Raw genomic sequence first — 22,846 nt, 5'->3', positions numbered from 1 at the left:
GGTGCGGTAGGTCACGAGTCACCCGCCTTGCTCTTCTCGGTGGCGTCGGTCTTCCCGGCGGCGCCCGCGTCCGCGGCGGCGCCCGTGCCCTCGGCGCCGTCCGGCGGCTCGGCCGGGCCGGGCACCCCGCCCGCCTCGGCGGCCTCCACGGCCTCCGCGGGTCCGGCGGGCTCGGCGGCGCGGCGCCGCTCCTCCAGCACCCGGTGGTGGTCGTAGCGCTCCGCCGGGGGGCGCTCGCCGCGCAGCTCGCCGAGCAGCTCGGAGATCACGTCCATGATCTCGTCGGTGGCCGCGCGCAGCGTCTCCTTGGTGAGCGGCAGCCCCTCGTACTTCGACAGGTCGATCGGCGGGCCCGCGATCACCTTCATCGTCTTGCGCGGGAACGGGTGGAACCCCTTCTTCAGGCTCCCGGCGAGCCCGCGCTGCTCGGCCTTCTTGTACGGCAGCAGCTCGTGCGCGCCCCACGTCGCGACCGGGACGACCTTCGCGCCCGTCGTCAGCGCCATCCGCGCCACGCCCGTCTGGCCGGTCATCGGCCACAGCTCGGGGTCGCGGGTGCAGCTGCCCTCCGGGTAGAACATCAGGCACTCGCCGTCCACCAGCGCCTTCTCGGCGTCCTTGAGGGCCAGCGCGGCGTCGGCGCGGTCGCGGTGCACCGGGATCTGGCCGGTGCCGCGCATCGCGGCCCCGACGACCGGCGTGCTGAACAGCGCGGCCTTGGCGAGGTAGACGGGGTAGCGGCCGGCCTCGTAGACGAAGTGCGCGAGGGCGAGGGGGTCGGACTCGGAGATGTGGTTGGCGGCGATGATCACACCGCCCGTGCTGGGCACGTTGCCCCGGCCGCGCCAGTCCCGTCTCAGCAGCCCGAACAGCAGGGGCCGCAGGACGACGATCGTGAGCTTGCGCCAGCCAGGCGAGTACCCGTGGCCCATGATCCGTCCCTCCTCCATCCGTACCCGGCGTGAACGCGGGGTGTCCTCAAGTGTCGCGGTTGTCTGCGCATAGTGTCGAGTTGCCATGTCTACCCCAGCGCCCAGCGCGCCTCATCCCGAGTGGTCGCTCGTCGTGCCGGTCAAGGTGCTGGCCAGGGCCAAGACCCGCATGTCCGCGGCGGCGGGGCCGCACCGCGAGGCGCTCGCCCTGGCGGTCGCCGCCGACACCGTCGCGGCGGCGCTGCGCTGCTCCCGCGTCCGCGATGTGATAGTGGTCACCGACGATCCCGTCCCGGCCGCGGAGCTCGCCGCGCTCGGCGCCCGGATCGTCCCGGACGAGCCCGACGCCGGGCTGAACCCGGCCCTGATCCACGGGGCGGGACGCGGCCGCGACCTCGCACCCGACGCGGGCGTCGGCGCGCTTTCCGCCGATCTGCCCGCTCTGCGGCCGGACGAACTGGCCGCGGTCCTCGACGCGGCGGCGCGGGCGCCCGAGGCGTTCGTCCCGGACGCGGCGGGCGTCGGCACCACCCTCTACACGGCGCGTCCCGGCGTGCCCTTCTCCCCCGCGTTCGGCGGCGACTCCCGCACCGCGCACCGCGCGCGCGGCGCCCGCGAGCTGCTGCTGCCGGGCATCGACAGCGTCCGCCGCGACGTCGACACCCCCGACGACCTGCGCGCCGCGCTGGCGCTCGGCACCGGCCCCCGCACCGCGGCCGTCGCCGCGCTGCTCCCCGATTTCGCGCCGTCCGCCGGGCACGGCCGGGGATAGGGTTCGCGCATGCAGGGGACGGTGAAGGACTTCGACGCGGCCGCGCGGACGGGGAGCGTGCTGCTGGACGACGGGACGGAGCTGCCGTTCGACGCGGACGCGTTCGCGGCGGGGGGCCTGCGGCTGCTGCGCTTCGGGCAGCGGGTGAACCTGGCGATGGACGGCGACCGGGTCGCGGTGGTGACGCTGTCGACGTTCCCGCTGCCGGGAACCTGACAGGGCCGTGAACGCGGCAGCGCCCGGGACCGTTCGTTCACGGTCCCGGGCGCTGCCGCGCGAGGCTACTTCTTGCCGGCCACCAGGTTCTTGAAGTCCGCGCCGGCCTTGAACTTCGGCACGGACGTCGCGGGAACCTCGATGGTCTTGCCCGTTGCGGGGTTGCGGGCCGTACGGGCAGGCCGGTCGGCCTTCTCGAACGAACCGAACCCGGTGATCGCCACCTTGTCGCCCTTGGCGACGGCGGATTGGATCGCCTCCAGGATCGCGTCGACGGCCTCGGCTGCGGCCTTCTTGCTGCCCAGCCGGTCAGAGATGGCGTCGACCAGCTCACGCTTGTTCATGGGTTACTCCTCTAGTTCCCCCCTTGCCCGAACGAAACTAAGGGACCCTCAGCATGGACACAATCACCTGCACGCAAGAGTTGCCGTGTCGCTGGCGTTTTTGTCGGCCTCGCCCCCGTCTCGCCGGGTGACCGGACCGGATCCGGCCACTGCGCACGCTAACGGACGTCGGGCGCCTCGTGGAAATCGGCCAGGAACGCCTCCAGCCTGCGGGCGGCGAGGTCGGAGTCCCTTTTCGCCAGATCGGTGATCGCCAGGAGGTGGCGGATGAGCCGCTGCCGGGTCTGCGGCGGCAGCGGCGCCACGGCCCGGTGCGCGTCGCGCAGCTGCCGGGCGAGCCGGGTCAGCGCCGGGTCGTCCCACTGCGGTCCGCTCCACGGCACGGCGTTCACAAAAGCCCCCCATTGCTCGGGCGTCCTCGTCCCCTGCGAGGAATTCTCCCGCGCGAGGCTACGCGACCCCACCCCCCGGGGTCCGCCAACCCCGAGAACCCGCCCCCAGCCGAATCCAAAGCCGCACCCCGGCAGCTCGAACCCCAGCCGCGGCTCGAAGCCAACCCGGAGGTCTGAAGCCCGACCCCGGCAGAGTGAAGCCCGACCCCGGCAGAGTGAAGCCCAGCCCCGACAGAGTGAAGCTCAGCTTGCTCACGGGCGGGCACGCGGAGCGAGTGCAGCGAGCGCAGCGGGCATGCCCGACGACGGACAGGCTGTTTCGCCGCGGAGCGCTAGCGGAGCGGGGAAACAGCCTGTCCGTCGTGACGGGGGTTCCAGGGGGGTCGTCCCCCTGGGATTACACAGTGACCGGGAGCCAGGCGGGGCGGGCGGCTTCGTAGTCGTTGATGGCGTCGCCGTGGCGGAGGGTCAGGCCGATGTCGTCCAGGCCCTCCATGAGCCGCCAGCGGGTGTAGTCGTCGATCTCGAAGGACGCGGTGTCGGCGCCCCAGCGGACTTCGCGCTTCTCGAGGTCGACGGTGATCTCCAGGGCGGGGTCCTTCTCGGCGGCGCTCTGCAGGGCCTCGACCTGCGCGTCGGTCAGGACGACCGGCAGCAGCCCCATCTTGGTGGAGTTGTTGCGGAAGATGTCGCCGAAGCGCGGCGCGATCACGACGCGGAACCCGTACTGCTGCAGGGCCCAGACGGCGTGCTCGCGGGACGAGCCGGTGCCGAAGTCAGGGCCGGCGACGAGGATGCCGGCGCCCTCGTACTGCGGCTGGTTCAGCACGAAGTCCGGGTCCTCGCGCCAGGCGGAGAACAGGCCCTTGTCGAACCCGGTGCGGCTGACCTGCTTGAGCCAGACGGCCGGGATGATCTGGTCGGTGTCGACGTTGCTGCGCCGCAGCGGGACGGCGCGCCCGGTGTAGGTGGTGAAGGCTTCCATGCTCGGTTCCTTAGAGGTCGGCGGGGGCGGCCAGGCGGCCGGTGACGGCGGTGGCGGCGGCGACGGCGGGCGACACCAGGTGGGTGCGGCCGCCGGGGCCCTGCCGGCCCTCGAAGTTGCGGTTGGACGTGGAGGCGCTGCGCTCGCCCGGGGTGAGCTTGTCGGGGTTCATCGCCAGGCACATCGAGCAGCCGGCCTCGCGCCATTCGGCGCCGGAGGCGGAGATGACCTTGTCGAGGCCCTCCTGCTCGGCCTGCTGCTTGACCTTCATGGAGCCGGGGACGACCAGCATGCGGACGCCGTCGGCGACCTTGCGTCCCTCCAGCACGCCCGCGACGGCGCGCAGGTCCTCGATGCGGCCGTTGGTGCAGGAGCCGACGAAGACGGTGTCGACCTTGATGTCGCGCAGCGGGGTGCCGGCGGTGAGGCCCATGTACTCCAGGGCCCGCTCGGCGTTCTGCCGCTTGACGGGGTCGTCGATGGACGCGGGGTCCGGCACGGACTCGGCGAGCGGCAGGCCCTGGCCGGGGTTGGTGCCCCAGGTGACGAACGGGGTCAGCTCGGCCGCGTCGATCACGACCTCCTTGTCGAAGACCGCGTCGTCGTCGGTGCGCAGGGACGTCCAGTACTCGACGGCCTTGTCCCAGTCCTCGCCCTGCGGGGCGTTGGGGCGGCCCTTGAGGTAGGCGAACGTGGTCTCGTCCGGGGCGATCATCCCGGCGCGGGCGCCGGCCTCGATGGACATGTTGCAGACCGTCATGCGGCCCTCCATCGACAGCGACCGGACGGCCTCGCCGCGGTACTCGATGATGTGGCCCTGGCCACCGCCGGTGCCGATCTTCGCGATGATCGCGAGGATCAGGTCCTTGGCGGTGACGCCCTCGGGCAGCGCGCCGTTCACGGTGACGGCCATCGTCTTCGGCTGGATCTGCGGCAGCGTCTGCGTGGCGAGGACGTGCTCGACCTCGCTGGTGCCGATGCCGAACGCGAGCGCGCCGAACGCGCCGTGCGTGGAGGTGTGCGAGTCGCCGCAGACCACGGTCATGCCGGGCTGGGTCAGGCCGAGCTGCGGGCCGATGACGTGCACGATGCCCTGGCCGTCGTCGCCCATCGGGTGCAGCCGGACGCCGAAGTCGGAGCAGTTCTTGCGGAGCGTCTCGACCTGGGTGCGCGACACCGGGTCGGCGATCGGCTTGAGCAGGTCCGTGGTCGGGACGTTGTGGTCCTCGGTGGCGATCGTCAGGTCGGGGCGGCGCACCTGGCGGCCGGCCATCCGCAGCCCGTCGAACGCCTGGGGGCTGGTGACCTCGTGGACCAGGTGCAGGTCGATGTAGAGGAGGTCGGGCTCACCCTCGGCACGCCGTACGACGTGCGCGTCGTACACCTTCTCGGCCAATGTACGGCCCATCACACCCACCTCACCTGTCATGATCGTGCGGCGCGCCGTCGCGCCGCGGTCCGGTCGCCTGATTTGCATCTCAAATTACGAGACGGCAATATCAAGACATGGACAACTCTAGCGGAGTCGGCGTACTTGACAAAGCGGTTCTCGTGCTGAACGCGCTCGAAGCCGGTCCCGCCTCGCTCGCGCAGCTCGTGCAGACCACCGGCCTCGCCCGCCCCACGGCCCACCGGCTCGCCGTCGCGCTGGAGCACCACCGCCTCGTCCACCGCGACACCCAGGGCCGGTTCATCCTCGGCCCGCGGCTCGCCGAGCTCGCCGTCGCCGCCGGCGAGGACCGCCTGCTCGCCATCGCGCAGCCCGTCCTCGCCCAGCTCCGCGACCACACCGGCGAGAGCGCCTCCCTGTTCCGCCGCCAGGGCGACGTCCGCGTCTGCGTCGCCGCCGCCGAGCGCACCAGCGGCCTGCGCGACACCATCCCCGTCGGCGCCGCCCTGCCGATGAGCGCCGGGTCCGCCGCCCAGATCCTGCTGGCCTGGGAGGAGCCCGACCGGATGCACCGCGGCCTGCGCGGCGCCAAGTTCGAGGCGACCACCCTCGCCTCCGTCCGCCGCCGCGGCTGGGCGCAGTCCGTCGGCGAGCGCGAGCAGGGCGTCGGCTCCGTCTCCGCCCCGATCCGCGGCGCCGGCGGCCGCGTCATCGCCGCCGTCTCCGTCTCCGGCCCCCTCGAACGCCTCACCCGCTCCCCCGGCCGCCTGCACGCCGCCCCCGTCGTCGCCGCCGCCGAGAAGATCAGCGAGGGCATGCGCCGGAGCTGACCGGAGGTTCAGGCTCTGGGGCGGAGGCTCGCCAGGAGTTCGTCTATGTGGGCCCTGAAGAGGGCGGGCATGTCGATGGCGTCCGGGTCGAGGAGCCACTGGGTCTGCAGGCCGTCCATGAGGGCGATGATGCGGGCGGCGGTGGCGTCGGCGTCGAGGCCGGGGCGCACCTCGCCCGTCCCGGCGGCGCGACGGAGGGCGTCGGCGACCCAGGCGCGCAGGCGCTCGTAGCGGGCGCGGGCCCAGTCCTGGGCGGGGTGGTCGGCGGTGACGGCCTCGCTCGTCAGCACCACGAAGAGCCGGACGAGCTCCGGCGTGCGGCTGTTGTGCTCGACGACCCTGACCAGGGCCGTCAGCAGGTCGAGGCCGCCGGCCGCCTCGTCGGCGAAGAACCGCTCCATGTCGCGCTGGTCGCGCAGTTCGAGGACGGCGACGAGCAGCTGCTCCTTGGTGCGGAAATGGTGGAGCAGGCCGGGCTGGGACAGCCCGGCGCGTTCGGCGACGCGGGCCAGCGAGGTGCCGCGGTAGCCGTGTTCGGCGAACTCCTGGGTCGCGATGTGCAGGATGCGCTCGCGCCGGGCGTCGCCCGAGGCGTAGCCGCGCCGCCGATCCGTGCTGGTCCTCACGGCACCTCACTCTACGCAGAACCGAAGATAACGTACAAGTAACAAACCTACCGAGTACTCGGTATCGGGAAATAGGGTGGGCGGCGTCCGGAGACGTCCTGGAGGAGGTTCGATGTCCGTCGACGAGTCCCGCCTGCGCAAGCGGCTCGCACAGCTGACGCTCGAGGAGAAGGTCCACCTGCTGAGCGGGGCCGACTTCTGGTCACTGCGGCCGATCCCGGGGATCGGGCTGCGGAAGGTGGTGCTGTCGGACGGCCCGAGCGGCATCCGCGGCACCGCGTGGGACGAGCGCAGCACGAGCCTGCTGTTCCCGAGCCCGACGGCGCTGGCCGCGACGTGGGACCCGGACCTGGCCGAGCGGGTGGGCCGGCTGAACGGCGCCCAGGCCAGGGACAAGGGCGTGCACGTCCAGCTCGCGCCGACGATCAACCTGCACCGGACCCCGCTCGGCGGCCGGCATTTCGAGAACTACTCCGAGGACCCGCTGCTCACCGCCCGGATCGGCGTCGGGTTCGTGGCGGGCGTGCAGTCGGCCGGGGTCGCGGCGACCGTGAAGCACTTCGTCGGCAACGACTCCGAGACCGCCCGGATGTCGTACGACGCCCGGATCGACGACGCGACCCTGGACGCGGTGTACATGCGCCCCTTCGAGGACGCGGTGAAGGCGGGCGCCTGGGCGGTGATGGCCGCCTACAACCGGGTGAACGGCACGACGATGACGGAGAACCACGCGCTGCTGACCGGTGTGCTGAAGGAGCGCTGGGGGTTCGACGGCGTGCTGATGTCGGACTGGACGGCGATCCGGTCGACCGCGGCGAGCGCCAACGCGGGCATGGACCTGGAGATGCCGGGGATGCCCGGCAACGCGTGGCGGGACAAGCTCGTCGCGGCCGTCCGGGACGGCGAGGTCGCCGAGGACCTGGTCGACGACAAGGTGCTGCGGATCCTGCGGCTGGCCGCGCGGGTCGGCGCGCTGGAGGGGTTCCCCGAGCCGGCGCCGGTGACGACGCCCGCCGACGCGCCCGCCCAGCTGCGCGCGCTCGCGGCGCGGGCGTGCGTGCTGCTCCGCAACGAGGGCGGCGCGCTCCCGCTGAACGTGCCGCGCAGGCTGGCGCTGATCGGCCCGAACGCGGTGCGGTTCAGCGCGCAGGGCGGCGGCAGCGCGCACGTGAACCCCGAGCACGTCGTGTCGCCGGTGGACGGTCTGCGGCGCGCGCTCGGCGCGGACACCGAGCTGACCGTGCACGCGGGCGTGTACCCGCACGAGCGGCTGGCGGCGCTGCCGCTGGACATGACCACGGACCCGGAGACGGGCGAGCCCGGGGTGCGGCTGGAGTTCATCGACGCGGACGGCGCCATCCTCGACTCCGAGCACCGCGAGGCGGCCCGGTTCATGTTCTTCGAGGGCGTGCCGGAGGGGACGGCGCAGATCGTCGTGCGCGCGCGGGTGACGCCTGCGGCGGACGGCGTGCACACGTTCGCGGTCGCGGGCGTCGGCGAGTACGACGTGCGGGTCGCGGACACCACGGCGACGGTGAACCTGGCCCTGGACGGCGGCGACCCGGTCGAGGCGATGATGCGCCCGCCGGAGCACCGCGTCGAGGTGGAACTCGCCGCCGGACGGGCGGTCCCGGTGGAGCTGCGGCGCGCCTACCGGCCGGGGTCGTTCCTGACCGCGTTCGGCATCGGCCACCACGAGCCGCACCTGCCCGAGGACGAGGAGCTGGCGGCGGCGGTCGAGGCCGCCCACGCCGCCGACGTCGCGGTCGTGATCGTCGGCACCAACGACGACGTGGAGAGCGAGGGCTTCGACCGGACGACGCTCGCGCTGCCCGGCCGCCAGGACGAGCTGGTCTCGGCCGTCGCCGCCGCGAACCCGCGCACGGTCGTGGTGGTGAACGCGGGCGCGCCCGTGCTGATGCCGTGGCGGGACGAGGTCGCGGCGGTGCTGTGGGCGTGGCTGCCGGGCCAGGAGGGCGGCGACGCGATCGCCGACGTCCTCACCGGCGCGGCCGAGCCGGGCGGGCGGCTGCCGACGACGTTCCCTGTGTCGGAGGACGGGATCCTATCGCCGGTCCCCGGCGAGGACGGGTCGCTGCCGTACGCGGAGGGCGCCGCGATCGGCTACCTGCACTACGCGCCCGAGCAGGTCGCGTACCCGTTCGGGCACGGCCTGGGGTACACGGACTGGGAGTACGAGTCGCTGACGGTGTCGGGCGGGACGGCGGAGGTGACCGTCCGCAACACCGGGGACCGTCCGGGCCGCGAGGTCGTGCAGTGCTACGCCTCGTCGGGCGCGCTGCCGCTCCGGCTGGCCGGGTTCGCGGTCGCGGAGGCCGCGGCGGGCGAGCGGGTGACCGTCCGGGTCCCGCTGGACGAGCGGCTGCCCGGCGGGTGCGCGGTGCGTGCCGGGCGGTCGATCGCCGATCTGCGGCTGACCACCTGACGCCCGGGACCGGGCCGCGCCGGGCCGTTCGGGGGCGCCCGGCACGGCCCGGCACGGCCCGGCGCGGCGCGCGACCGTCCGGCGGGGTCCGGGCAGGTCAGACAAAGCACCGCATCTCGGGCCACCTTTGACGAGTGCCGGTATCGGCCCGCACGCGCTGGATAGCGTTTGTCCTCCGGACAAGGAGGTGCGCGGTGCAGATCTCCGAGCTCAGCGATCGCAGCGGCCTGACGGTCCAGACGATCAAGTTCTACATCCGGGAGGGCCTCCTCCCGAAGGGCTCGGCGGTGAGCGCGACCCGCGCGGAGTACGATCACCGGCACCTGGAGCGGCTGCGGCTGATCAGCGCGCTGCGCGAGGTCGGCGACCTGCCTGTCGCGGCGATCCAGCGGATCGTCGAGGCGATCGAGGACGAGCGGGTCAGCCTGCACGAGCTGTTCGGCACCGCGCAGTACGCCATCGGCCCGCACGTCGCCGCGCCGCACGACCCGCACTGGCGCGCCGCGCGGCAGGACGTCGACGCGCTCGTCCGCGAGCTCGGCTGGACGGTCGGCGACCGCTCCCCCGCCCGCGACCTGCTGGCGCACACCTTCGTCGCGCTGCGCCGGCTCGGCTTCCCGATCACCCTCACCGACCTGCGCCCCTACGTGAAGGCCGCCACGGAGGTCGCCGCCCACGAGATCGGCCGGGTGGCCGACGGCGCGCCGCGCGCGCGGACCGTGCACACCCTGCTCGTGTCCACCGTGCTGTACGAGCAGGTCCTGACGGCACTGCACCGGCTGGCCCAGGAGGACGCCTCGGCCCGCCGCTTCGGCTGACGCCCGGACCTCAAGCCATGCGAGCCGCGCATGGCCGGTCTGCGAAATCTGCGCTGGTGGCATGGCTCGGCGGCGCCTAGCGTCGGTCGCACCATGACACGAATCGCATTTCTCGGACTGGGACGCATGGGCGTCCCGATGGCCCGGCGGCTGATCGCGGCGGGCCACGACGTGGCGGTGTGGAACCGCACCGCGGGCAAGGTCCCCGCGGAACCGGGCGCGGCGCTCGCGGCGTCGCCCGCACAGGCCGCCGCAGGCCGCGACCTCGTCATCACCATGCTCACCGACGCAGCCGCCGTCGAGGACGTGCTGTTCGGCCGGGACGGCGCCGCGGCGGCGCTGGAGCCCGGAGCCGTGGTCGCGGACGCGTCGACGATCGGCCCGGACGCCGCGCGCCGCGTCCGCGACCGGCTGCCGGACGGCGTCGGGTACGTCGACGCGCCCGTGGTCGGCAGCATCCCGCAGGCGGAGGCGGGCGAGCTGGAGGTGCTGGCGGGCGGCACCGGCGACGACCTCGCCCGGTGCGCCGACGCGCTCGGGGCGTTCGGACGCGTCCGGCACGTGGGCCCGCCCGGGTCCGGCGCCGCGCTGAAGCTCGTCGCGAACGGGATGCTCGTCGCGAACTTCGCCGTGCTCGGCGAGGCGCTGGCGCTCGCCGACAGGCTCGGCCTCGACCGCGACCTCGTGCTGGACGTGCTGTCCCGCACGAGCGCGCAGGCGCGCCGGCTGCGGGACGCGGTCCCCGATGCGGAGCCGCGTTTCACGGTCGCGCTCGCCGCCAAGGACCTCGGTCTCGCGCTCGACGTTCCAGGCGCGCCCGCAGGGGGCGTCCTCGCCGCCGCGCGCGCACACGCGTCCGCCGCGCTCGCCGACGACCTCGGCCCGCACGACCTCATCGCACTCGCAGACCACGTACGAAAGGACTCCCGTATGCGCGTCACGCTCGGCAATCCCGCGACCGTCCCGCCGCCGCCGAACCCCTTCTACTCGCACACGGCGCAGGTGACGGCCGGGCCGATGCTGTACGTGTCGGGGCAGATCGCGCTCACCGAGGACGGGAAGGTCGACGCGCCCGGCGACATGGCCCGGCAGTCCGAAGTGATCTTCTCCATGCTGGAGCGGATCCTCGCCGCGCACGGGGCCGGGTTCGCGGACGTCGTCAACGTCCGGACGTTCGTCACCGATCTGGGCCGCGTCGCCGAGTACGGGGCCGTCCGGCGGCGGTTCTTCCCCGGCACCGCGCCCACCAGCACGACCGTCGAGGTCGCCCGGCTGTTCCACCCGGACGCGCTGCTGGAGGTCGAGGTGGTCGCCGCGATCCCCTAACTCAACTCGGCGGCGACGGCCCGCAGGTCGTCCAGGAACGCGGTGACAGCCGGGGACCTGCGGGCGTGCCGCCCGACGGCGGCGCGGACGGCGCGGGTGGGCTGCTCGGGGGCGAGCGGCCGCAGCACGACGTCGGGGCGCGCCGCCGCTGCCGCCGCGAGCGCGGGCACGAGGGTGACGCCGAACCCGCCCGCGACCAGGCCGAGCTTGGAGATCCATTCGGCGACGCGCAGCGGGGTGCGCGGCTCGAACCCGGCGGCCTCGCAGCGGGCGCGCAGCGCCGCGACGGCCTCGGGGGCGTCGGCGACGATCCACGCGTCGCCGGCCAGGGCGTCCAGCGGGACGCGGCGGCGGGCGGCGAGCGGGTGCCCGGACGGCAGCGCGACGAGCAGCGCGTCGTCCAGCAGCGGGACGAGGTCGCCGGCGGGCAGCGCGGGGACGGTGTGGGTGCTGACGACGGCGAGGTCGACGTCGCCGCCGTCCAGCATCGCCAGCAGCCGGTCGGTGGTCCCCTCGCGCAGCGTGGGGCGCACGCCGGGGTGCCGGGCGCGGAACCGGGCGAGCGCGCGCGGGACCAGCGCCGCGTTCGCGGTGGGGAACGCGCCGAGCCGCAGCGTCCCGGTGTCGAGGCGGCGCAGCCCCTCCATGGCCTGGACGGTGTCGGCGAGCCGGTCGAGCAGGGCGCGGGCGTGCGGGAGGAGGTGCTCGCCGGCGGGCGTCGGCCGCACGCCGCGGGCGCCGCGCGCGAACAGCTCGACGCCGCAGGCGTCCTCCAGCGCGGCGATCTGGCGGGACACCGCCGACTGGGTGTAGCCGCCCGCCGCGGCGGCCGCGGTGAACGAGCCGAGGTCGGCGACGGCGACGAAGGTCCGCAGCAGCAGCGGGTCGAGCGATTCGGCGCGCATCCCCGGAGGTTAGCGCCGGTTCGGTCATGAGATCGGCTTGGTAGGCTGCTGCTCTCTCCTCTCCGCATCCCCGCAGGTCCCACCGAGGTCGCCCATGTCCGGAAGCCGCCCGTTCGTCAGCATCGCCACGGACTTCGGGGCCGCCTACACCTCGATCTGCGCCGGCGTCGTGTACACGATCGCGCCCGATGCGAACGTGCTGGTGCTCAGCGACGAGATCACCCCGTTCGACGTGGTGGAGGGCGCGATGCTGCTGCGGCAGGCGCTGCCGTACCTGCCGGTGGGCGTGCACCTCGGCATCGTCGATCCGGGGGTCGGGACGCCGCGCCGCCCGGTGGCGGTCGAGACCGGGCGCGGCGACGTGCTGGTCGGCCCGGACAACGGGCTGCTGGTGCCGGCGGCTGAGGCGCTGGGCGGAATCGTCCGGGCGCACGCGCTGGAGAACCCGGCGTACCGGCTGCCGGAGGTCTCGACGTCGTTCCACGGGCGGGACATCTTCTCCCCCGCCGCCGCGCACATCGCGGCGGGCGTGGACGTCACCGGCCTCGGCGCGCCGGTCGAGCCGCTGCCGCTGGACCTTCCGGCGCCGGTCATCGGCGACGGCGAGCTGACCGTTCCCGTGCTGTACACCGACCGGTTCGGCAGCCTGGTGCTGGGCGCGGAGCGCGACGACCTCGCCGCCGCGTTCGGCGCGCTGGAGCCGGGCACCCCGCTCGACATCGAATGGAGCGTTCCAGACGGGACGTCCCGCACCGCCCGCGTCCCGTTCGAGCGGACCTTCGGCAGCGTCGCCCCCGGCGAGCCGCTGCTGTGGATCGACTCCTCGGGCTGGCTCGGGCTCGGCGTCAACCAGGGCCGCGCCGCGGACGTCCTCGGTCTGGCCGGCGCGCGCACCGTCGCCCTCCGCGCCACCGGGCGCACCACCCCGCATTCTTGATCACGCAACACCGCACCGCTGGAGGCACCCCCGTGACCCGCCGCCCCCTCGTGGCCGCCCTGACCGGCGTCGCCGCGCTCACCCTCGCCGTCACCGCCTGCGCCCCGCAGGACGACGACGGCTCCGACGCCTCGGCGAGCAAGAGCCCCGCCTCCTGCACCAAGGACACGCTGCCGCTGAAGACGCCAGGCAAGCTCACCGTCGCGACCGACAAGCCGGCGTTCGAGCCCTGGTTCAAGGACGACGCCCCGTCCAACGGGCAGGGCTTCGAGAGCGCCGTCGCCTACGCGGTCGCCGGCAAGCTCGGCTTCACCAAGGACCAGGTCACCTGGACGACGCAGTCGTTCGAGTCGTCCTACGCGCCCGGCCCGAAGAACTTCGACTTCGACATCAACCAGATCTCGGCCACCCCCGCCCGCGAGAAGGCGGTGACGTTCAGCGACGGCTACTACGACGTGCAGCAGGGCGTCGTCGCGCTCAAGAACGGCAAGTTCGCGAACGCGGCGAGCATCGCGGACCTGAAGAAGGCCCGCATCGCCGTCCAGGTCGGCACGACCGCGCTGCAGGCGGTGCAGAACCAGATCAAGCCGGACAGCCAGCCGAAGATCTTCAACACCCAGATCGACGCCGTCAACGCGCTGAAGAACAAGCAGGTCGACCTGCTGCTGGTGGACCTGCCGACCGCGTTCTACGTCACCGCCGCGCAGATCGACGGCTCGAAGATCGTCGGCCAGCTGCCGCAGACCGAGGGCGGCAGCACCGAGCACTTCGGGCTGCTGATGGAGAAGGGCAGCAAGCTCGTGGGCTGCCTGAACCAGGCGATCGGGCAGCTGAAGTCGTCCGGTGAGCTGGCCAAGATCCAGCAGCAATGGCTGACCTCGTCGGCCGGCGCGCCCGTCCTGAAGTGACCCCGCGATGACCGTGCGGGCGGGCGGCGAGGCCGCCTGGGTCAAGAGCGAGCGCCAGCTGGACCGGGAGCGGCGCCGCCGGCGCGCCGGCGTCCGGTCCGGCTCGGTCGCCGCCGCGTCGACCGTGCTGTGCGCCGCGGTCGTCGTCGCCGTGGTGGTGACGTCGCCGGGCTGGCCGCGCGTGCACGAGACGTTCTTCAACTGGGGCGAGTTCACGAACGCGTTCCCGGACGTGCTGCGCGGCTTCTGGCTGAACGTGCGGATCTTCCTGATCGCCGAGCCGGTGATCCTGGTGCTCGGCCTGCTGGTGGCGCTCGCGCGCGGGCTGCGCAACCCGCTGTTCTTCCCGCTGCGGGCCCTGGCCGTCGCCTACACCGACGTGTTCCGCGGCATCCCGACGATCCTGCTGGTGTACCTGGTCGGGTTCGGGCTGCCCGCGCTCCGGCTGCAGGGCATCCCGGACAGCCCGGCGGTGCTCGGCGGGTTCGCGCTCGTGCTGTCGTACGGTGCGTACGTCGCGGAGGTGTTCCGCGCGGGTATCGACTCGATCCATCCGAGCCAGCGCGCGGCGGCCCGGTCGCTCGGGCTCAGCAAGGCGCAGAGCCTGCGGTTCGTGGTGCTGCCGCAGGCGGTGCGCCGGGTCGTCCCGCCGCTGCTGAACGACTTCGCCTCGCTGCAGAAGGACACCGCGCTGGTGGCGGTGCTCGGCCCGCTGGAGGCGCTGCGGCAGGCGCAGATCCACTCGGCGACGAACTTCAACTACACGCCCTACCTGGCCACGGCGGTGCTGTTCGTCGCGCTGACGGTGCCGATGGCCAGGTTCACCGACCACCTCGCGGCGCGCGCCGAGCGCCGCCGCGCCCCCGGAGGCGGCACATGAGCGGCCCGCTGCTGCGCGTCGAAGGCGTCTGGAAGACCTACCACGCGCATCCGGTGCTGCGCGGCGTGGACCTGGACGTCGCGCCGCACGAGGTCGTCTGCCTCATCGGCGCGTCCGGGTCGGGCAAGTCGACGCTGCTGCGCTGCGTGAACGTGCTGGAGACGGTGGACGACGGCGCGATCTTCCTGGAGGGCGACGACATCACCGACCCGGACGCCGACCCCGACGAGGTCCGCAAGCGGATCGGGATGGTGTTCCAGTCCTACAACCTGTTCCCGCACATGTCGGTGCTGGACAACATCACGCTCGCGCCGGTCCGCGTCCACAAGCGGCCGAAGGCGGAGGCCGCCGAGCAGGCGCGCGAGCTGCTGAAGCGGTTCGGGCTCGCCGACAAGGCGGGCGAGTACCCGGACCGGCTGTCGGGCGGGCAGCAGCAGCGCGTCGCGATCATCCGGGCGATGGCGACGCGGCCGAGCCTGCTGCTGCTGGACGAGGTGACGTCCGCGCTGGACCCGGAGCTGGTCACCGAGGTGATGGGGATCATCCGGGAGCTGAAGGAGTCCGGGATGACGATGATCCTCGCGACGCACGAGATGGGGTTCGCCCGCGACATCGCCGACACGGTCTGCTTCCTGTCCGACGGCGTGCTGCTGGAGCGCGGCCCCGCCGCGCAGATCTTCGAGGACCCGGCCGAGCCGCGCACCCGCGAGTTCCTCCGCCGCGTCCTCGAATCCCGCCGGCTCTAGGCTGGGCGCCGTGGCCGATCTCGACGTGGTGGCGTGGGTGCGGGTGGTGGACGGGCGGCTGCTGGCCGTCCGGTCGCGGGGCCGCGACCTGCTGTACCTGCCCGGCGGCAAGCGCGAGCCGGGCGAGGACGACTGGGCGGCGCTGTCCCGGGAGGTCCGGGAGGAGCTGGGCGTCGAGCTGGACCGGGCGTCGTTCCGGGAGCTGGGCGTGGTCCGCGCGCCGGCGCACGACCAGCCGGACTACACGCACGCGCGGATGGCGTGCTTCACCGCGTCCTGCCACGGCGCGGTCGCGGCGTCCGGCGAGGTCGACGAGTACTTCTACCTCGACGCGTCCGACCGGCACCTGCTCGCCCCGGCGGCCCGGTCGGCGCTCGACCTGGCATTGGCCCACGGCCTGCTTCACTGAGCGTCCTTCCGGATTACACCAATTTGCCGGATAGACCCGGTTAGGATGCCCCTGGATCCGAGATCTCTTCACTTTCCGGGGAACCGCATGGCGCACGTGCACCATTTCTCCTACGGGCCGCTCACGCCCGTCTCCGCGTACGTGATGTCGTTCGTCGGCTCCTTCCTCGGACTCCTGTGCATGACCCGCGCCCGCGCGTCCACCGGGCGGTCGCGCGCGTCCTGGCTGTCGCTCGCCGCGCTGGCGATCGGGGGCACCGGGATCTGGGTGATGCACTTCATCGCGATGCTGGGTTTCAGCGTCTCGGGCATGCCGATCCGCTACAACGTGCCGGTCACGCTGCTGAGCTGCCTCACCGCCGTGGTGGTCGTCGCGGTCGGGCTGTTCATCCTCGGTTTCGGCGGGACCGGCCCCGGCGTGATCGTCACCGGCGGCCTGGTCATGGGGATCGGCGTGGTGAGCATGCACTACTCCGGGATGGCCGCGATGAACATGTCCGGCGACATCGGGTACCAGCCGGCCCTGGTCGCGCTGTCGGTGGTCATCGCCGTCGTCGCGGCCACCGCCGCGCTGTGGTTCTGCGTGCGCGTGAAGGGCCTGTGGGCGACGTGCGGGGCCGCGCTCATCATGGGCGTCGCGGTGACCGGCATGCACTACACCGGCATGGCGGCCATGCGGATCACCATGGACCCGGGCATGCCCGCCCCGAGCGGCGCCACCGCGTCCGACTTCCTGATCCCGCTGATCGGCGGCATCGCGGTGGTGTCGATCACGCTGCTGATCATCATCGCGATGGCGCCGAGCGAGGACGAGATCCGGGCCGACGCGGAGTTCCAGCAGCGCATCGCCGCGCGGCAGGCGGAGGCCGCGACGCCCGGCGCGCCCGCGACACCCGGCGCGCCCGCGACACCCGGCGCGCCCGCGGCACCCGGCGCGCCGGAGGCGTCCCGCACGCGGGCCCCGGGCGACTGGTTCGACGGCCGCTGAGCGCGCGCCGCGGGCGTCGAGTGGCTCGACGGCCGCTGAGCCCGTGCCGCGGACGCGCGCCGCGGCTCAGGACAGCTCGGCGATGATCTTCTCGAGCGCGCTGCGCAGGTGCCGGCGCTCGGCGCCGGTGAGGGTGGCGGTGGCGCGCTCCTCCAGCCGCCGCCGCGCCTCCCGGATCGGCTCCTCCGCCCGGCGGCCGCGCTCGGTCAGGTAGAGCCGGACGAGCCGGGCGTCGGACGGGTCGCGCCGCCGGGTGACCAGGCCCGCGGCCTCCATCCGGGTCGCGGTGTTGACGACGGTCGGGGTGGTGAGGGCGAGCCGGTTCGCCAGCTCGCCGGGGGTCAGCCCGTCCTCCTGCCAGAGCACCTCCAGCAGCAGGTTCTGCCCGACGCGGACGCCGTGCTCGCTCATCGCCTCGTCGGAGGCCGCGCGCAGCAGCTTGTGGGCGCGGGTGGAGAGCCGGAGCAGGTCGTCCATGCCCCGATCCTAGTAATCGTTTGCATGCTAGCGATCCCGCCGCTAGCGTTCCATTAGCACGCTAACGAAAGGAGCGGCCCATGATCCTCGTGACCGGCGGGCTCGGATTCATCGGCGCGCACGTCGCCCGGGCGCTGCTCGGCCTCGGCGAGTCGTGCCTGCTCACCCGGCACTCCGCCGCGCCGCGCGACGTCCCGGACGGCGCCGTCGCGGAGCGGCTCGACATGACCGACCGGGACGCGTTCCTCGCGCTCGGCGACCGGTACGCCATCACCGGCATCGTCCATCTGGCGAGCACACCGCTGCACGGCGCCGACGTGGTGGCGGAGATGCGGGCCAACACCTCCGGCCTGCTCAACGCGTTCGAGGCCGCGCGCGCTTGGGGCGTCCACCGGGTCTGCGTCGCCAGCACGATCGGCGTCTACGCCGGCGTGCGCGGCACCCCGTTCCGCGAGGACGCGCCGCTGCCGCCGGGCGTGCCGCACCCGATTCCCGCGTTCAAGCGGAGCGCGGAGGCGCTGGCGTCCGCCGTCGCGGGGCACGCGGACTTCGAGGCCGTGTGCCTGCGGATCGGCGCGGTCTGGGGCCCGGGTGGACGCGCCGACTCGCCGTTCTTCGCGATCCCCGGCCTGGTCAACGCGGCGGTGCGGGGCGAGCCGTACGCGAAGAAGGTGTACGCGGGCGACGGCATCGACGCGCTCTACGCACCGGACTGCGGGCGCGCGATCGCTCTCCTCCAGACGGCCGGGACGCTTCACCACGCCATCTACAACGTCGGGTCCGGACGCGTCACGACGAACGCGGAGGCCGCGGCGGCGATCGGGAAGGCCGTCCCAGGAGCGCCGATCGAGATGGCAAAGGGCCGTTCGCCGGAGAGCCCGGACGAGGACTACCGCCTAGACGTCACCCGCCTGCACGCCGACACCGGCTTCACGCCGGCGCACGGCATCGACGGCGCGGTGGCGGACTACGTAGCCTGGCTGTGCGGCCGCACAGAAAGTTCGCCGCATCGTTGACGGCGAACAGGATCCTGCCTAACGTTTCGGCGCCGCCCTGACCCGACACCCCCTGCGAGGCCCGCCGTGACGAAGCTCGACCGCCCCGCGCTCCCCGCCGTCACCGTCCTGGACCAGCCGATCGAGATGCGCGACGGGACGGTGCTGCGCGCGGACGTGCACCGGCCCGGCGGCGACGGGCGGCACCGCACGCTGCTGATGCGCGGCCCCTACGGCGAAGGGGTGTTCCGGTCAGTCCCGGTCAGCGCCCATCTGCGGGCCGGTATGGCGGTGGTGCTGCAGCACTGCCGCGGCCGGGGCGACAGCGACGGCGAGTTCACGCCCTGGACGGACGAGGGCCGCGACGGCGCCGACACCGTCGACTGGATCACCGCGCAGCCGTGGTCGAACGGCGAGGTCGTCGCCGCCGGGAACTCCTACCTCGCCGGATGCGCGCTCCAGCTCGCGTCCGAGCGCCCGGACGCGCTGAAGGCCGTCGTCGCGTCGATGACCCCGCACGACTTCTACGACGGGCTGAACTACCACGGCGGCGCGTTCGCGCTCGGGTCGGCGTTCTTCTGGGCCGCGCTCCAGGGGCTGCTCGGCGCGACGCACGACCTGGCGGCCGGTATCGACGCCCGGCCGCGGCTGGGCGCGCTGATGGGCGTGCTGTCCGACCCCGGCGCGGCGCTGCGGACGCTGCCGCTGCGCGAGATGCCCGCCGTGGCGGACGCGTTCCCCTTCTGGCGCGACTGGGTCGGCCACCCGGAACGCGACGCGTACTGGAAGGACCTGGCCCGCACCCTGCGGCACGACCGGATCGCGGTGCCCGTCCTGCACGTCGCCGGATGGTTCGACGTCTTCCTGCGCGGCACCCTGGAGAACCATCGGCGCATCCCCGGCGGGCGGCTGATCATCGGGCCGTGGACGCACCTGTCCCAGACGGCCGGCGCAGGCGAGCTGCACTTCGGGTACGCCGCGTCCGCGCAGGCGGCGCAGGTGGAGGCCGCGCAGATCGCGTTCCTGCGCGGCGACACCGAGGGGCCCGCCGTCCGGTACTTCACGATGGGCGCGAACGTGTGGCGGGAGGCCGCGTGCTGGCCGCCGCCCGGTGCCACGGCCACCCGCTACTACCTGCACTCCGGCGGTTCGCTGTCCACCGAGGCCCCGGCGGAGGGCGCGGCGCCGTCCCATTTCGTGCACGACCCGGACGACCCCGTCCCCACGCACGGCGGGAACCTGCTGCTGCCCGATCCGGTCAACGTCGGGCCGCGCGATCAGCGGGCCGTCGAGGCCCGCCCGGACGTGCTGGTCTTCACCACGCCCGTGCTCGGCCGGGACGTGGAGGTCACCGGCCCGGTCAAGGCGGTGCTGCACGCGGCGACGTCCGCGCCCGGCGCCGACTGGACGGCCAAGCTGGTCGACGTCCACCCGGACGGCCGGGCGATGAACGTGCTGGACGGCGTCGTCCGCTCGGCCGGCGGCGCGGGCCGGCACGAGATCGACCTGGCCGCGACGAGCCAGACGTTCCGGGCCGGGCACCGGATCAGGGTGCAGGTCGCGTCGTCGAACTTCCCGAGGTTCGACCGGCATCCGTCGATGGTGCGCGCGGAGCAGACCGTGTTCCACGACGCGGGCCGCCCGTCCTGGATCGAGCTGCCGGTCATGGCGTGAGGACCACCCCGGCGCCGATGCCGAGGGCCACGGAGAACAGGGCGGCCGCCACGGCGACGGCCGACGCGGCGCGGGCGGGCCGGAGCGCGCCGTCCGGCCGCCGGAACAGCGGGACGATCCAGCGCAGGTAGTAGAAGACGCTCGCGACGGTGTTGAGCGCGGCGACGGCGGCGAGCCAGGCGTAGCGGCCGTCGAGCGCGGCGCCGAACATCAGGACCTTCCCGAGGAACACGGCGGTCGGCGGTGTCCCGACGAAGCCGAGCAGGCAGACGACCAGCGACAGCCCGAGGAGCGGCGAGGCGCGGAGCAGCCCGGTGTAGGCGGCGAGGTCGTCGCGTCCGGCCGCGAGGACGGCGGCGAACGCGCCGAGGTTCGTCACCGCGTAGGCGGCGACGTAGAACAGCAGCGCGGTCCGCGCGAGGTCGGTGCGACCCGCCATCGCGACCGGGACCAGCAGGTATCCGGCCTGGCTGACGGTGGAGTAGGCGAGCAGCCGGCGGACGTTGTCCTGCCCGAACGCGGCGAGGTTGCCGAGCGTCATCGTGGCCGCCGCGATCACCGCGACGAGCGCCGGCCATCCGCCGGCGCCGGGCGGCAGCGCCTCGGAGCCGAACCGGAGCAGCGCGGCGAACGCGCCGATCTTCGGGACGGTCGTGACGAACGCGGCGACGGCCGGGGGCGCCCCTTCGGTCACGTCCGGGACCCAGAACTGGCCGGGGACGGCGCCCGCCTTGAACAGCAGCCCGGCGAGCAGTGCGACGACCCCGGCGGAGACGGCGGCGGACGGCGCGCCGGCCAGTCCCGCGCGGAGCGTCCCGTAGGCGGTGCCGCGCCCGACGCCGTAGAGGAGCGTGACGCCCGCCAGCATCACGACGCCGAGGAACGCGCCCATCAGGTAGTACTTCAGCGCCGCTTCGGTGCCGTGCGCGTCCTTGTCGAATCCGGCGAGCGCGTAGGCGGGGATGCTCGCCAGCAGGTACGCGGCGACGACGACGAGCAGATCCGACGAGGCGCCGAGCACCATCGCGCCGAGCGCCGACAGCAGGATCAGGACGTAGTGCTCGCTCTCCCGGGGATGGCCGCGGACGGGCCCGGCGGCCAGGGCGAGGCCGAGCAGCGTCGCGCCGAGCACGGTGATCCGAGTGACGTGGGTGATCGGGTCGACGAAGAACGCGTCGAAGACGACGAGGTCGGGCCGGGTCGCGTCGACGGCGGCGACGATCAGGCCCGCGACGAGCCCGGCCGCGCAGACCACCGCGACCCGCCACTGCCGGGTCCGGGGCAGGAACAGCCCGTTGACCAGGCCGAGGACCGCCGCGATCAGCACGCACAGTTCGGGGGCGACGTCGGCGGGGTTCTCGTTCATCGGCCGGCCAGTGCGGTGACGGCCGCCGCCAGCGGCTCGATCGTGTCGAGCAGGGCGCGCGGCGCGACGCCGATCAGCACCGACAGCGCCAGCAGCGGGACGATCGCCGCGAGTTCCGGCCGCCGCACGTCCCCGACCCGCGCGGACAGCTCGCCGGGCGCGCCGAGCACGGCCCGGTGCAGGACGCGCAGGAACAGCGCCGCCGTGACGAGGATGCCGAGGACGGCGATCGCGCCGGTCACGGCCGCCGCCGTCGTGCCGCTGCCGATCGTCCCGGCGAAGATCTGGAACTCGGCGATGAAGCCGGACAGGCCGGGCAGCCCGAGGGCGGCGAACGCGGCGAGCGCCAGCATCCCGGCGTAGACGGGCGCGGTGCGCGCGATGCCGCCGAACCGTCCGAGGTCGTAGCTTCCCGCCCGGTCGTGCAGGACGCCGCAGAGCAGGAACAGCGCGCCGGTGATGAGCCCGTGGGAGACCATCTGCGTGACGGCCCCGGTGACGGCGAGCCTGCGCGCGTCCTCGTGGCCGGACGCGTACCCCGCCGCGCCGAGCGCCAGGACGATGTAGCCCATGTGGTTGACGGACGTATACGCGACGAGCCGCTTCACGTTGTCCTGGGCGAGCGCCACCAGCGCCCCGTACAGGACGCCCACCAGGCCCACGATGAGGAAGACGAGGGCGTAGCGGCGCCAGCCGTCCGGCAGCATCGGCATGGCGATCCGGACGAACCCGTACGCGCCCATCTTCAGCATGACCCCGGCGAGGATCGCGGACCCGGCGGCGGGCGCGTCGGTGTGCGCGGGCGGGAGCCAGGTGTGGAACGGCACGACCGGCGTCTTGATCCCGAGGCCGATGCCGACGGCCAGCAGCGTCAGGCCGGCGAGGCCGGGCGAGCCGGCGAGCGGCGGGTGCCGGGTCAGCTCGACCATGTCGAACGTGTGCGGGTCCACGCCCAGGTAGAGGCCGATGAAGCCGAGCAGCAGGACGAGCGAGCCGAGGAACGTGTAGAGGAAGAACTTCAGCGCCGACGCGGTCCGGTCGCCGTGCCCCCACAGCAGGATCACGAAGTACATGCCGACGATCGACAGATCGAAGAAGACGAAGAACAGCAGCAGGTCGAGCGCCGCGAACAGCCCGAGGCACACCGTCTCCAGGAACAGGAAGAGCATCGCGAACGCCCGCACCCGATGCGTCTGCCGGACCGAGTACACCGCGCAGGCGGCGAACAGTACGGCGGTCAGCGTGACGAGCGGGAACGACAGTCCGTCCAAGCCCACGTGGTAGCCCGCCCGGACGGACGGTATCCACCGCACGTCCGCCTCGTAGGCGACGCCTGGCCCGGTGCCGTGCGCCGCCCACATGCCCGCGACGAGGGCGAGGTCGGCGAGGGTGACGGCGATCCAGACCCACGGCACGGCGCGGCGCGGGACGCCCGGCAGGACGAGCGCGACGAAGAGCGGCAGGAAGACAGCCAGGGACAGCACG

The 22,846-nt window shown here is 73.6% G+C and carries 24 protein-coding genes; 14 read left to right on the top strand and 10 right to left on the bottom strand.

Features of this window, described 5'->3' with window-relative positions; all coding sequences use genetic code 11:
• Window positions 1-11 precede the first annotated feature (11 nt).
• Complete coding sequence (locus tag AB0C78_RS36645; protein WP_360757261.1) at window positions 12-932, bottom strand: 1-acyl-sn-glycerol-3-phosphate acyltransferase; 921 nt, start codon at window positions 930-932, stop codon at window positions 12-14.
• An 85-nt stretch (window positions 933-1,017) separates the two neighbouring features.
• Between AB0C78_RS36645 and cofC the strand changes: the two genes are divergently transcribed.
• Both cofC and AB0C78_RS36635 read left to right on the top strand, forming a co-directional pair.
• Window positions 1,018-1,704: a 2-phospho-L-lactate guanylyltransferase gene (gene cofC / locus AB0C78_RS36640; RefSeq protein ID WP_360757258.1), complete on the top strand. Its 687-nt coding sequence runs from the start codon at window positions 1,018-1,020 to the stop codon at window positions 1,702-1,704.
• Between the two features lie 9 nt (window positions 1,705-1,713).
• Window positions 1,714-1,920: a hypothetical protein gene (locus AB0C78_RS36635; protein ID WP_360757256.1), complete on the top strand. Its 207-nt coding sequence runs from the start codon at window positions 1,714-1,716 to the stop codon at window positions 1,918-1,920.
• 65 nt (window positions 1,921-1,985) lie between these two features.
• On the opposite strand, the gene AB0C78_RS36630 is transcribed toward AB0C78_RS36635, so the two are convergent.
• The 4 genes from AB0C78_RS36630 to leuC all read right to left on the bottom strand — a co-directional run bounded on the left by AB0C78_RS36630 (window position 1,986) and on the right by leuC (window position 5,049).
• The gene (locus AB0C78_RS36630; RefSeq protein ID WP_151542535.1) at window positions 1,986-2,264 is read right to left on the bottom strand and encodes an HU family DNA-binding protein; all 279 of its coding nucleotides are present in this window, start codon (window positions 2,262-2,264) and stop codon (window positions 1,986-1,988) included.
• 158 nt (window positions 2,265-2,422) lie between these two features.
• Entirely contained in the window at window positions 2,423-2,656 is a 234-nt protein-coding gene (locus AB0C78_RS36625; protein WP_360757253.1) for a hypothetical protein, read from the bottom strand.
• Between the two features lie 397 nt (window positions 2,657-3,053).
• The gene (gene leuD, locus AB0C78_RS36620) at window positions 3,054-3,641 is read right to left on the bottom strand and encodes a 3-isopropylmalate dehydratase small subunit (RefSeq protein ID WP_360757251.1); all 588 of its coding nucleotides are present in this window, start codon (window positions 3,639-3,641) and stop codon (window positions 3,054-3,056) included.
• 10 nt (window positions 3,642-3,651) lie between these two features.
• Complete coding sequence (leuC, locus tag AB0C78_RS36615) at window positions 3,652-5,049, bottom strand: 3-isopropylmalate dehydratase large subunit (protein ID WP_151542538.1); 1,398 nt, start codon at window positions 5,047-5,049, stop codon at window positions 3,652-3,654.
• 98 nt (window positions 5,050-5,147) lie between these two features.
• Here leuC and AB0C78_RS36610 point away from each other — a divergent pair, with 98 nt between their 5' ends.
• On the top strand, window positions 5,148-5,861 hold the full coding sequence (locus AB0C78_RS36610) for an IclR family transcriptional regulator (RefSeq protein ID WP_151542539.1): 714 nt from the start codon (window positions 5,148-5,150) through the stop codon (window positions 5,859-5,861).
• A gap of 8 nt (window positions 5,862-5,869) precedes the next feature.
• On the opposite strand, the gene AB0C78_RS36605 is transcribed toward AB0C78_RS36610, so the two are convergent.
• Entirely contained in the window at window positions 5,870-6,487 is a 618-nt protein-coding gene (locus tag AB0C78_RS36605; RefSeq protein WP_360757248.1) for a TetR/AcrR family transcriptional regulator, read from the bottom strand.
• A gap of 112 nt (window positions 6,488-6,599) precedes the next feature.
• Between AB0C78_RS36605 and AB0C78_RS36600 the strand changes: the two genes are divergently transcribed.
• The 3 genes from AB0C78_RS36600 (at window position 6,600) to AB0C78_RS36590 (ending at window position 11,077) form a co-directional block, all read left to right on the top strand.
• Window positions 6,600-8,933: a glycoside hydrolase family 3 C-terminal domain-containing protein gene (locus AB0C78_RS36600; RefSeq protein WP_360757246.1), complete on the top strand. Its 2,334-nt coding sequence runs from the start codon at window positions 6,600-6,602 to the stop codon at window positions 8,931-8,933.
• Between the two features lie 194 nt (window positions 8,934-9,127).
• Complete coding sequence (locus AB0C78_RS36595; protein WP_360757244.1) at window positions 9,128-9,751, top strand: MerR family transcriptional regulator; 624 nt, start codon at window positions 9,128-9,130, stop codon at window positions 9,749-9,751.
• A gap of 93 nt (window positions 9,752-9,844) precedes the next feature.
• Window positions 9,845-11,077, top strand: coding sequence for an NAD(P)-binding domain-containing protein (locus AB0C78_RS36590; protein ID WP_360757241.1), 1,233 nt, complete (start codon window positions 9,845-9,847; stop codon window positions 11,075-11,077).
• On the opposite strand, the gene AB0C78_RS36585 is transcribed toward AB0C78_RS36590, so the two are convergent.
• Window positions 11,074-11,982: a LysR substrate-binding domain-containing protein gene (locus AB0C78_RS36585; protein ID WP_360757239.1), complete on the bottom strand. Its 909-nt coding sequence runs from the start codon at window positions 11,980-11,982 to the stop codon at window positions 11,074-11,076. The two genes, AB0C78_RS36590 and AB0C78_RS36585, sit on opposite strands and share 4 nt — an antisense overlap.
• Window positions 11,983-12,076: 94 nt before the next feature.
• On the opposite strand from AB0C78_RS36585, the gene AB0C78_RS36580 reads away from it, so the two are divergent.
• From AB0C78_RS36580 to AB0C78_RS36555, 6 genes are all read left to right on the top strand, one after another.
• The gene (locus AB0C78_RS36580) at window positions 12,077-12,919 is read left to right on the top strand and encodes an SAM-dependent chlorinase/fluorinase (protein WP_360757237.1); all 843 of its coding nucleotides are present in this window, start codon (window positions 12,077-12,079) and stop codon (window positions 12,917-12,919) included.
• A 32-nt stretch (window positions 12,920-12,951) separates the two neighbouring features.
• Window positions 12,952-13,827 (top strand): ABC transporter substrate-binding protein, encoded by an 876-nt coding sequence (locus AB0C78_RS36575; protein ID WP_360757234.1) that lies wholly within the window; start codon window positions 12,952-12,954, stop codon window positions 13,825-13,827.
• 7 nt (window positions 13,828-13,834) lie between these two features.
• Window positions 13,835-14,707, top strand: a complete 873-nt coding sequence (locus AB0C78_RS36570; RefSeq protein ID WP_360757231.1) for an amino acid ABC transporter permease — start codon at window positions 13,835-13,837, stop codon at window positions 14,705-14,707.
• Entirely contained in the window at window positions 14,704-15,453 is a 750-nt protein-coding gene (locus AB0C78_RS36565) for an amino acid ABC transporter ATP-binding protein (protein WP_360757228.1), read from the top strand. Before AB0C78_RS36570 ends, AB0C78_RS36565 begins: the two co-directional genes overlap by 4 nt.
• Before the next feature lie 10 nt (window positions 15,454-15,463).
• Complete coding sequence (locus tag AB0C78_RS36560) at window positions 15,464-15,862, top strand: NUDIX domain-containing protein (protein ID WP_360757226.1); 399 nt, start codon at window positions 15,464-15,466, stop codon at window positions 15,860-15,862.
• Between the two features lie 87 nt (window positions 15,863-15,949).
• Window positions 15,950-16,849, top strand: coding sequence for an MHYT domain-containing protein (locus tag AB0C78_RS36555; RefSeq protein WP_360757223.1), 900 nt, complete (start codon window positions 15,950-15,952; stop codon window positions 16,847-16,849).
• 66 nt (window positions 16,850-16,915) lie between these two features.
• On the opposite strand, the gene AB0C78_RS36550 is transcribed toward AB0C78_RS36555, so the two are convergent.
• The gene (locus tag AB0C78_RS36550; RefSeq protein WP_360757221.1) at window positions 16,916-17,326 is read right to left on the bottom strand and encodes a MarR family transcriptional regulator; all 411 of its coding nucleotides are present in this window, start codon (window positions 17,324-17,326) and stop codon (window positions 16,916-16,918) included.
• An 80-nt stretch (window positions 17,327-17,406) separates the two neighbouring features.
• Between AB0C78_RS36550 and AB0C78_RS36545 the strand changes: the two genes are divergently transcribed.
• Together AB0C78_RS36545 and AB0C78_RS36540 are read left to right on the top strand one after the other, a co-directional pair.
• On the top strand, window positions 17,407-18,342 hold the full coding sequence (locus AB0C78_RS36545) for an NAD(P)-dependent oxidoreductase (protein WP_360757218.1): 936 nt from the start codon (window positions 17,407-17,409) through the stop codon (window positions 18,340-18,342).
• Window positions 18,343-18,408: 66 nt separating this feature from the next.
• Window positions 18,409-19,995 (top strand): CocE/NonD family hydrolase, encoded by a 1,587-nt coding sequence (locus tag AB0C78_RS36540; protein WP_360757215.1) that lies wholly within the window; start codon window positions 18,409-18,411, stop codon window positions 19,993-19,995.
• Here AB0C78_RS36540 and AB0C78_RS36535 read toward each other — a convergent pair.
• Both AB0C78_RS36535 and AB0C78_RS36530 read right to left on the bottom strand, forming a co-directional pair.
• On the bottom strand, window positions 19,985-21,361 hold the full coding sequence (locus tag AB0C78_RS36535) for an NADH-quinone oxidoreductase subunit N (RefSeq protein WP_360757212.1): 1,377 nt from the start codon (window positions 21,359-21,361) through the stop codon (window positions 19,985-19,987). The two genes, AB0C78_RS36540 and AB0C78_RS36535, sit on opposite strands and share 11 nt — an antisense overlap.
• The gene (locus AB0C78_RS36530) at window positions 21,358-22,845 is read right to left on the bottom strand and encodes an NADH-quinone oxidoreductase subunit M (RefSeq protein ID WP_360757209.1); all 1,488 of its coding nucleotides are present in this window, start codon (window positions 22,843-22,845) and stop codon (window positions 21,358-21,360) included. The genes AB0C78_RS36535 and AB0C78_RS36530 overlap by 4 nt, the downstream gene beginning before the upstream one ends.
• Between the last annotated feature and the right edge of the window lies 1 nt (window position 22,846).

Source organism: Actinomadura sp. NPDC048394 (assembly GCF_040651755.1).
In the GTDB taxonomy this organism is placed as follows: Bacteria; Actinomycetota; Actinomycetes; order Streptosporangiales; family Streptosporangiaceae; genus Spirillospora; species Spirillospora montaniterrae.
The sequence above is the reverse complement of the archived record's forward strand: the minus strand, read 5'-3'. Positions and strand labels throughout refer to the sequence as shown.